The organism is Tepidicella xavieri (assembly GCF_004363315.1).
In the GTDB taxonomy this organism is placed as follows: domain Bacteria; phylum Pseudomonadota; class Gammaproteobacteria; order Burkholderiales; family Burkholderiaceae_C; genus Tepidicella; species Tepidicella xavieri.
On the sequence record NZ_SNYL01000012.1, the window covers coordinates 85,253 to 94,090 of the forward strand.

An 8,838-nucleotide genomic window follows, 5' to 3' on the forward strand; every position below is an offset into this window, starting at 1 on the left:
TCAAGGCGCCGAGGTCTCCGGCCCAGCGGGGCGGGCCGTGGGGCGTGACGGCCTGCCGATGCCCTGTCGCTGGTCCCGCTCCACTTCCAGCGCCCGCCACTGTGGCGCCAACTGGTTGAGCACGCCATTGACGTACTTGTGGCCATCGGTGCCACCGAAGGATTTGGCCAGTTCGATGCACTCGTTGATCACGACGCGCCAGGGCACGTCCAGGCAGTGCTTGAACTCGTAGGCGCCGATCCACAGCACGCCGTGCTCGATGGGTGAGATTTCGGCCAGCGGGCGGTCCAGCAGGGGGGTGATGGCGGCGTCGAGTTCGGCCGCTTCGGCGATGCAGCCGTGCAGCAGCGCGTCGTAGTGGGCGCTGTCGGCCTTGTGAAAGCCGCTGAGGTCGCGGGTGAACAGGTCGATGTCGTCGGCCTCGTTGCGGCCCACCAGGTGCTGGTAGAGGGCTTGCAGGGCGAACTCGCGGGCACGGGTGCGGGCCGATTTTTCCGAGGCCTTGCGCGGCCGTTCGGCGGCAGGGGCGGCGGTTTTCTTCATGAGCGATCGAGGTGTTGCAGCAGGCGGGCCATTTCCACCGCCACCTGGGCCGCGTCACGGCCCTTGTCGTCCTGCCGCGCCACGGCTTGCGACAGGTTTTCGGTGGTCAGGATGGCGTTGGCGATCGGGATGTGGTGATCCAGCCCCACCCGGGTGACGCCGGCGGCCGATTCATTGCACACCAGCTCGAAATGATAGGTTTCACCGCGGATCACGCAGCCCAGCGCCACCAGCGCGTCGAAGCGCTCCGTTTCGGCCAGGGCCTGCAGCGCCAGCGGCACCTCCAAGGCACCGGCCACCTGCACCAGCTCGATGTGGTCTTCGGCCACGCCCAGCCGCAGCAGTTCCCGGCGGCAGGCCTGGGTCAGGGCGTCGGTGATGCCTTGGTTGAAACGGGCCTGCACCAGACCGATGCGCAGCCCACTGCCGTCGAGCGCCGCAGCGCTGCCTTGGTTTGCACCCTGCATGGGTTCATCCTTCCGTTTTGTTCAAAAAGCCGACCACTTCCAGGCCGTAACCCGCCATGCTGGGCATGCGGCGTGGCGTGCCGAGCAACTGCATCTTGTGGACACCGCATTCGCGCAGAATCTGGGCGCCGATGCCGTAAGTGCGCAAATCCATGCGCCCGCGCTCGGGGGCCTGAGCGGCGCGGGCCGTGCCCTCGAACTGGGCCAACAGTTGCTCGGCCGTCTCGCCGCAGTTGAGCAGCACCACCACGCCACGGCCCTGCTCGGCCATGTGGCGCAGGCTGGTTTCCAGCGTCCACGAATGCATGGAGCGCCCCACCTCCAGCGCGTCGAGCACGCTCAGCGGCTCATGCACGCGCACGCAGACCGCCTCGTCGGCTTGCCATGCGCCCTTGACCAGCGCCAGATGCACGGCTCCCCCGGTCACATCGCGGAAGGCGTGGGCCTGGAACTCGCCGTAGGCCGTCTGCAGGGGGCGCGACCCCACCCGGCGCACCAAGCTTTCGGTGCGGCTGCGGTACTCGATCAGGTCGGCAATCGTGCCGATTTTCAGGCCATGCTCGGCCGCAAAGCGCTGCAAATCCGGCAGACGGGCCATGGTGCCGTCGTCTTTCATGATCTCGCAGATCACGGCCGCAGGCGTGCAGCCGGCCATGGCGGCCAGGTCGCAGCCGGCTTCGGTGTGACCGGCGCGCATCAGCACCCCGCCATCGACCGCCTGCAGCGGGAAGATGTGACCGGGCTGCACCAGGTCTTCGGGCCGGGCGTCGGGGGCCACGGCCGCTTGCACGGTGCGGGCCCGGTCGGCCGCCGAGATGCCCGTGGTCACGCCCTCGGCCGCTTCGATGGAGACGGTAAAAGCCGTGCCCATCTTCGTGCCATTGCGCGGCACCATCGGCGGCAGCTTCAGGCGTTCGCAGCGTTCGCGCGTCAGGGTCAGGCAAATCAGGCCGCGGCCAAAGCGGGCCATGAAGTTGATGGCTTCGGGCGTGACGTGGTCGGCCGCGAGCACCAGATCGCCCTCGTTCTCACGGTCTTCCTCATCGACCAGGATGACCATGCGGCCGGCCTGGATGTCGGCAACGATGTCCTCGACCGGCGAGATGCCGGCAAGCGTTGGGGTGGGGTGTGGGGCGTTCATGGGGGGCAGGGTAGAGGTCGGGCGGCAGGGTCAGGCGGCATCGAGCGCCGTGGGGCACGGCGCGCGAACGCTGAGCATGCGTTCCACGTAGCGGGCGATCAGGTCGATTTCCAGGTTGACCGCAGCGCCAGCCTGAAGGCTGCCCAGCGCCGTGTGTTCGACCGTGTGGGGGATGAGGTTGATGCTGCATTCACAGCCCGAGGGCAGGTCTTGCACGCGGTTGACCGTCAGGCTCACGCCATTGACGGTGATGGAGCCTTTATAAGCCAGGTACTTGCCCAGGGCCGTGGGGGCCAGCACGCGCAGTTCCCAGCTTTCGCCAACAGCGGCGAAATGCGTCACCCGGCCTATCCCATCCACATGGCCCGAGACGATGTGTCCGCCCAGCCGGTCGTGGGCGCGCAGGGCTTTCTCTAGATTGACGGGGCCGGGCCGGTCCAGGCCAGCCGTGCGTTGCAGCGATTCGGCCGAGATGTCGATCGTGAACTGCTGCCCCGCCGGGTCGAGCGAGGTCACGGTCATGCACGCGCCGTTGAGGGCGATGCTGTCGCCCAGCCCCACATCGTCGAGGTAGCCGGGTGGCGCCTGCACGGTCAGGCGTTTGCCGTGCTGATCGGAAGAGCCCAAGGAGTGGACGGCGGCGATGCGCCCCACGCCGGTGATGATGCCGGTGAACATCCCGATATTGTCGCAGGAATGTGGGGTGGGCGTGGCTAGCGCCGCACTTCATCCACCAGGGTCTTGAACTCGTTGATGTCTTCGAAGCTGCGATAGACGCTGGCAAAGCGCACGTAGGCCACCTGATCCAGCTTTTTGAGCTCGCGCATCACCCATTCGCCGATCTGCTGCGAGGGCACTTCGCGCACGCCGAGGTTGAGCAATTTTTCCTCGATGCGCTCCATGGCCGCATCCACCTGCTCGGTACTGACCGGGCGCTTGCGCAACGCCAGGGCGAAGCTGGCGCGCAGCTTGGCGCTGTCGTAGTCGATGCGGCGGCCGTCTTTCTTGACGACCTGAGGGAAGCTCACCTCGGGGCGCTCATAGGTGGTGAAGCGCTTGTCGCAGGCCGGGCAGCGCCGGCGTCGCCGAATGAACAGCCCTTCCTCGGCCACGCGCGTTTCCACCACCTGGGTGTCGGCGTGGCCGCAGAAGGGGCATTTCATGGCGGCCGGGGCTCAGCGGTAAACCGGGAAGCGGGCCGTCAGCGCATTGACCTTGGCCCGCACGGCTTCGATGTTGGCCGCATCGCGCGGGTTGTCCAGCACGTCGGCAATCAGGTTGGCGGTCAGGCGGGCTTCTTCGTCTTTGAAGCCACGGGTCGTCATGGCCGGCGTGCCCACGCGGATGCCGCTGGTCACCATCGGCTTTTCGGGGTCGTTCGGAATGGCGTTCTTGTTGATCGTCATGTGCGCTTGGCCCAGCACGGCCTCGGCTTCCTTGCCGGTGATGCCTTTGGCACGCAGGTCTACCAGCATCACGTGGCTTTCGGTGCGGCCGCTGACGATGCGCAGGCCGCGCTCGGTCAGCGTTTCGGCCACGATCTGGGCGTTGCGGATGACCTGCTGTTGGTAGGCCTTGAATTCAGGCGTCAGCGCCTCCTTGAACGCGACGGCCTTGGCGGCAATCACGTGCATCAGCGGGCCGCCCTGCAAACCGGGGAAGACGGCGCTGTTGATGGCCTTCTCGTGCTCGGCCTTCATCAGGATGATGCCGCCACGCGGGCCGCGCAGGCTCTTGTGCGTGGTGGAGGTGACCACGTCGGCGTGCGGCACCGGGTTGGGATAGACGCCGGCGGCGATCAGCCCCGCGTAGTGCGCCATATCGACCATGAAGAGGGCCCCCACGTCTTTGGCCACGCGCGCGAAGCGCTCGAAGTCGATGCGCAGGCTGTAGGCGCTGGCGCCGGCGATGATCAGCTTGGGCCGGTGCTCATGGGCCTTGCGCTCCATGGCGTCGTAGTCGATTTCCTCGCGCTCGTTCAGGCCATAGGAGACGACGTTGAACCACTTGCCGCTCATGTTCAGGGGCATGCCGTGCGTCAGGTGGCCGCCCTCGGCCAGGCTCATGCCCATGATGGTGTCGCCGGGCTTGAGGAACGCCAGGAACACCGCCTCGTTGGCGCTGGCGCCGCAATGCGGTTGCACGTTGGCCGCTTCGGCGCCAAAGAGCTGCTTGACGCGGTCGATGGCCAGTTGCTCGGCCACGTCTACGTATTCGCAGCCGCCGTAGTAGCGGCGGCCGGGGTAGCCTTCGGCGTATTTGTTGGTGAGCTGGGTGCCCTGGGCGGCCATCACGGCCGGCGACGCATAGTTTTCGCTGGCGATCAGTTCGATGTGGTGTTCTTGCCGGGCGTTTTCGGCCTGGATGGCGGCCCACAGTTCGGGGTCGGTCTGTTCGATGAGGATGTTGCGGTCGTACATGGCAGTCCTGACGAGGTGGGTGGACCCGTGATGGTGCCTCGCGCTCACGGCGACGCACACGGGCTGCCCAGGCGAACGGCGTTGTGTCGCAGATGCCCGCAGGCCCTCGACCGTGCGCTTCCCCGTGGTGGTCCACGTCAGCCCAGCGCCGCAGGCCCCATGTCGGGGCGCTGTGGTGGCGGGCCTATCGCCAGTCGCGCACGAGCGGGATTCTAGCTCAGGAGGCTTTGGCCACCGAGGGCAGGCTGTCGGGCTGCGCCTCGGCTTCGAGCTCGACGCCGGCGGGCGCGGCAGGCATGGGGGCGGGGGTGGCCGTGGTGGCCGCAGGGGTGCGCCGCTGGTAGGCGTTGAAGCCCACCCGCTGACCTTGGGCGACGCGCTGCAGGCGCTCGTGTTCAGACAGCACGCGGTCGATGTATTCGCGGCCGTCGGTCGTCACGGCGCCCACATACAGCCGCAACCCGCCTTCGACCGAGCCGGCACGGCGGATGGCTTCTTCCAGCACCATGGCACCCACGCGCAGATTCGTGAGCGGGTCGAAGGCGGCCATGGCGCCGCCGAAACCTTCGTATTTGTCGGTATGGACGCGCGTCATCACCTGCATCAGACCATGCGCGCCCACCGGGCTGGCGGCGAAAGGGTTGAAGCGGGACTCCATGGCCATCACCGCGAGGATGAGCTTGGGGTCCACCCCGATCTTGCCGCCCACGTCGTAGGCTTCGGCCACCAGGGCGCTCAGAGGCTCTTTGGCCACGCGGTATTTGCGGCTCAGCCAGTCAGCGATCAGGGCCTGATGCTCGGGCAGTTCGCTCGGGTCGGCCACCGTGACGCGGTCGATGGCCGTGGGGTCGGCCACGACGCCGTTGGCCGCGATTTGGCGGTCCATCAACCAGCCAAAGAGATGCTCTTCGGCACTGTCGCGGATGTGCGGCTGCGTCAGCAGCACGCCCGTGCCCAAGGCCAGCACCAAGCCCAGCAGGGCCATGCTGTTGCGGGTGACGGTCACGAAGCCTTGCACCACGTCCATGCCGGCCGTGCGCAGGCGCTGTAAAGCCCCGCCGTGGCGGGGCGTCTGAGGCGTTGTCATAGCACGCTCCTTTCTGGGTGTGGCCCGCGCTGCTTCGCGCAGGTCGCACTCGATGAGGACGCCGTCGAAAAACCATGGTGTGTCATCGACTTGGCCGTAGCCGGCAGCGTACCCTAGGGTTAATACCAAGTTCGGATTGGCGCGGATGGTAAGGGGGTATAAATTACCTGTCAACACTTACAAAATGATTTTTTATTTCTAAAAAAGAATATAGAGAGGTGACCCAAGGGCGCGTTGCCCGGCATTGGAAAAAAACAATGAAGCCGATAGCCGTCATAAAAAAAATCAGCTGGGCAAAGCGTGACAGAGCCGTTACAGTCAAAACCGTCTGCAGCAGCGCCTAACTGATCAGTTGTTGCAGGCCACTGCCCGCAGCGGGGTCCGCCCCCGTTGCCTGGCAAACCAATGGAAGCAATCCATTGCTTCCGGCGTGGCGTGACGAGGACACTCCGCCTCGCCTCTCGGCACAGGGTTTGGCCCGGCCGATGACCCCGGTGGGTGCAGCCTGCCGGGGTCAATTCATTTGAGCGCGTCTCAGGCCGCCGGTCTCAGGCCGCTGTGGCGCGGCGGCGCACGGCGTCGATGTACGCCTGGCCATCGGGCGGGCGCCCGCTGCGCTGGCTCTCCCAGAGCATCTGGCCCAGGCATTCCATGACCTGGTGGTGAGCGTCATGCAAGGAATCCAGCCGGACGGCCAGCAGTTCCACCGCTTGCCGGATGCCCGGTGGCTGGTCGATGGAGCACTGTTCGCTGATGCTCAGGTGCATGGCCAGATGCAAAAAGGGGTTGTCGCGGGCCGGGTCAACGGTCTGCATTGCGGCCAGGGCGCGATCGAGGTCAGCCAGCTCGGCATGGTATTCGGGATGCAGGCGTATCCATTCGCTGGCCAGCATCTCGATCGGCTCCATCGGGAGCTGACGCTGGAGTTTGTCATACGCGCCGCAAAAAAAGCGTCGCACATCGGCTTGGGAGGGCTGGAACATAGGTGGGGATTGTCGCCGCTTCAGGCTTTCCAGGCGGGCAGGACCCAGTTGCGCCACAGGGCCAGCGCCCGCAAGCCAAAGGTCACGGCCACACACACCATCATTGCCTGGGCGGCCGATTCAGTCCAGTGCCACCAGCCGACATACGCCCACCCGCCGATAAAGGCGCACACGGCGTAGGGTCGATGGTCCTGGAAGGCGCGTGGGATCTCGTTGCAGACCACATCACGCAGCACGCCGCCAAAGACGCCGGTGACCACGCCCATGAGCACCGCCACCAGCGCGGGGGAGCCCGTGTGCAGCGCTTTGCTCACCCCGGCGGCGGCGAACAGGCCCAGCCCCAACGCATCGGGCCATTGCATGGCCCGTTCGGTGGGCTCGAAATGGCGATGGCGCATGAAAGCCATTGCCGCCACGCACAGCCCCATCAGCAGCCACAGCCAGTGGACATGCTCGACCCAGAAGAAAGGGCGCTGATCGAGCAGCAAGTCGCGCAGCGTGCCGCCACCGAAAGCCGCCAAAAAGGTCACGGTGAACACACCCACCGCGTCGAGCTGCTTGCGGGCGGCGGCCAGCAGGCCGGACAGAGCAAAGGCCAGTACGGCCGCCGCCTCGATGGCGACACTGAGCCGGTACGCCCACACGGGCAGGTTGTCCATGGATGCAGATGGTAGAGTCTTTTCCGTGATTTTCGCGCCTATCACTGATCCTGGGTTTTATGCCGTGGCCGTGCCCGCGGTCTTGCTCATGGGCATCAGCAAGAGCGGCTTTGGCTCCGGGTTCGGGGCTTTGGCGGTGCCGATGATGGCCTTGGCCGTGACGGTGCCCCAGGCCGCCGCCATCCTCATGCCTTTGCTGCTGGTGATGGACGTGTTGGGGATGGCGGCTTTCCGGCGCGACGTGGACTGGCGGCTGCTGCGCTTTCTGGTGCCGTTTGCCTTGCTCGGCACGCTCCTGGGCACCGTGCTGTTCAAATGGGTGGATGCGCGGATCGTGGCGGCGCTGGTGGGCGGGCTGACATTGCTGTTTCTGGCGCAGCGTCTGCTGTTTCCGCCCCGGCCCGATGCCCCTGCGCCGCCACGCTGGGTGGGCGCGTTGCTGACGGTGACATCCGGATTCACCAGTTTCGTGGCCCATGCCGGTGGGCCGCCACTCAATGCCTATGTGATTCCGCTGAAGCTGCGCCCCGTCGTCTTCACGGCCACCATGGCGTTCCTGTTTTTCGTGGTCAATCTGTCGAAATGGGTGCCTTATGCCTGGCTGGGGCTGCTGGACTGGCGCAATTTCGCCACCTCGCTCGTGCTCTTGCCCGTGGCCCCCGTCGGGGTGTGGCTGGGGGTGCGGTTGGCGCGGCGCATCGAGCCCCGGCTGTTTTACCGGTTGGTGTACCTGGGCATGTTCCTGACCGGCATCAAGCTGGTGTGGGATGGCTGGATGGGATAAGGTAGCGGGGTCAAGATGGTGGGGTGACTGAAAGGGGCGACATGAGCGTGATCGTCGTGGCCAATCCCAAAGGCGGGGTCGGCAAATCCACATTGGCCACCAACGTGGCCGGTTATCTGGCCCGGCAGGGTCACAGCGTGATGCTGGGCGATGCCGACCGGCAGCAGTCCTCAGGGCAGTGGCTGGCCTTGCGGCCCCCGCAAGCCCGCCCCATCGTGACCTGGGACGCCAGCAGCAGCGAGGTGCTCAAGCCGCCGCGCGGCACCACCCATGTGGTGCTGGACACGCCGGCCGGCCTCCACGGCCGCGCGCTCAAGGAGGTGCTGCGCCGCGCCGACAAGCTCCTCATCCCCCTGCAGCCCAGCGTGTTTGACATTTTTGCCACGCGGGCCTTCCTGGATGAACTGCAGGAGCGCCGCCGCGCGGCAGTGCTGGACATTGGGGTCGTCGGCATGCGGGTGGACAGCCGCACGCTGGCGGCCGACAAACTGCGGGCCTTCGTCGAGTCGCTCGGCTTGCCCGTGCTGGCCTACCTGCGCGAGACGCAAATCTACATCCACCTGGCGGCCCAGGGGCTGACGCTGTTCGACGTCCAGCCGGCTCAGGTGCGGCGCGACCTGGAGCAATGGGTGCCGATTTGCCGCTGGTTGGATCGCTAACAGGCCGTTGAAAAACTCCCCTGTGGCCGGTCTTGGTACGGGTACCATGTGAGCCACGGCGACGACGACCAGACACCAGACACCGAAGATGAGAG

Annotated in this window: 11 protein-coding genes; 2 read left to right on the forward strand and 9 right to left on the reverse strand. The window is 66.2% G+C overall.

The annotated features are described in order from the left end of the window. From nusB to DFR43_RS10505, 9 genes are all read right to left on the reverse strand, one after another. Entirely contained in the window at window positions 1–543 is a 543-nt protein-coding gene (gene nusB, locus DFR43_RS10465) for a transcription antitermination factor NusB (RefSeq protein WP_133598407.1), read from the reverse strand. Beyond that, window positions 540–1,010 (reverse strand): 6,7-dimethyl-8-ribityllumazine synthase, encoded by a 471-nt coding sequence (ribH, locus tag DFR43_RS10470; RefSeq protein ID WP_133598409.1) that lies wholly within the window; start codon window positions 1,008–1,010, stop codon window positions 540–542. Before ribH ends, nusB begins: the two co-directional genes overlap by 4 nt. A 4-nt stretch (window positions 1,011–1,014) precedes the next feature. Then, a complete protein-coding gene (ribBA, locus tag DFR43_RS10475; protein WP_133598411.1) occupies window positions 1,015–2,151 on the reverse strand; it encodes a bifunctional 3,4-dihydroxy-2-butanone-4-phosphate synthase/GTP cyclohydrolase II in 1,137 nt (378 codons plus the stop codon). A gap of 30 nt (window positions 2,152–2,181) precedes the next feature. Next, complete coding sequence (locus DFR43_RS10480; protein WP_133598413.1) at window positions 2,182–2,829, reverse strand: riboflavin synthase; 648 nt, start codon at window positions 2,827–2,829, stop codon at window positions 2,182–2,184. Between the two features lie 35 nt (window positions 2,830–2,864). Further along, window positions 2,865–3,314, reverse strand: coding sequence for a transcriptional regulator NrdR (gene nrdR, locus DFR43_RS10485; protein ID WP_133598415.1), 450 nt, complete (start codon window positions 3,312–3,314; stop codon window positions 2,865–2,867). A gap of 12 nt (window positions 3,315–3,326) precedes the next feature. Beyond that, complete coding sequence (gene glyA, locus DFR43_RS10490; protein ID WP_133598417.1) at window positions 3,327–4,571, reverse strand: serine hydroxymethyltransferase; 1,245 nt, start codon at window positions 4,569–4,571, stop codon at window positions 3,327–3,329. A gap of 217 nt (window positions 4,572–4,788) precedes the next feature. Next, on the reverse strand, window positions 4,789–5,658 hold the full coding sequence (locus DFR43_RS13920; RefSeq protein ID WP_133598419.1) for a lytic transglycosylase domain-containing protein: 870 nt from the start codon (window positions 5,656–5,658) through the stop codon (window positions 4,789–4,791). Window positions 5,659–6,206: 548 nt separating this feature from the next. Next, a complete protein-coding gene (locus DFR43_RS10500) occupies window positions 6,207–6,641 on the reverse strand; it encodes a DUF1841 family protein (RefSeq protein WP_133598421.1) in 435 nt (144 codons plus the stop codon). Window positions 6,642–6,661: 20 nt separating this feature from the next. After that, window positions 6,662–7,300 (reverse strand): trimeric intracellular cation channel family protein, encoded by a 639-nt coding sequence (locus DFR43_RS10505; RefSeq protein ID WP_133598423.1) that lies wholly within the window; start codon window positions 7,298–7,300, stop codon window positions 6,662–6,664. Between the two features lie 25 nt (window positions 7,301–7,325). Here DFR43_RS10505 and DFR43_RS10510 point away from each other — a divergent pair, with 25 nt between their 5' ends. Beyond that, window positions 7,326–8,084, forward strand: coding sequence for a sulfite exporter TauE/SafE family protein (locus tag DFR43_RS10510; RefSeq protein WP_133598425.1), 759 nt, complete (start codon window positions 7,326–7,328; stop codon window positions 8,082–8,084). 41 nt (window positions 8,085–8,125) lie between these two features. Further along, window positions 8,126–8,743, forward strand: coding sequence for a ParA family protein (locus DFR43_RS10515; protein WP_133598427.1), 618 nt, complete (start codon window positions 8,126–8,128; stop codon window positions 8,741–8,743). Window positions 8,744–8,838: the final 95 nt, after the last annotated feature.

What these genes read in the sequence shown, in the direction of transcription:
- DFR43_RS10480 (WP_133598413.1), bottom strand. Translation starts at nt 2,829, where the DNA reads ATGTTCACCGGCATCATCACCGGCGTGGGGCGCATCGCCGCCGTCCAC.
- ribBA (WP_133598411.1), bottom strand. Translation starts at nt 2,151, where the DNA reads ATGAACGCCCCACACCCCACCCCAACGCTTGCCGGCATCTCGCCGGTC.
- nrdR (WP_133598415.1), bottom strand. Translation starts at nt 3,314, where the DNA reads ATGAAATGCCCCTTCTGCGGCCACGCCGACACCCAGGTGGTGGAAACG.
- DFR43_RS13920 (WP_133598419.1), bottom strand. Translation starts at nt 5,658, where the DNA reads ATGACAACGCCTCAGACGCCCCGCCACGGCGGGGCTTTACAGCGCCTG.
- DFR43_RS10515 (WP_133598427.1), top strand. Translation starts at nt 8,126, where the DNA reads ATGAGCGTGATCGTCGTGGCCAATCCCAAAGGCGGGGTCGGCAAATCC.
- glyA (WP_133598417.1), bottom strand. Translation starts at nt 4,571, where the DNA reads ATGTACGACCGCAACATCCTCATCGAACAGACCGACCCCGAACTGTGG.
- DFR43_RS10505 (WP_133598423.1), bottom strand. Translation starts at nt 7,300, where the DNA reads ATGGACAACCTGCCCGTGTGGGCGTACCGGCTCAGTGTCGCCATCGAG.
- nusB (WP_133598407.1), bottom strand. Translation starts at nt 543, where the DNA reads ATGAAGAAAACCGCCGCCCCTGCCGCCGAACGGCCGCGCAAGGCCTCG.
- DFR43_RS10500 (WP_133598421.1), bottom strand. Translation starts at nt 6,641, where the DNA reads ATGTTCCAGCCCTCCCAAGCCGATGTGCGACGCTTTTTTTGCGGCGCG.
- ribH (WP_133598409.1), bottom strand. Translation starts at nt 1,010, where the DNA reads ATGCAGGGTGCAAACCAAGGCAGCGCTGCGGCGCTCGACGGCAGTGGG.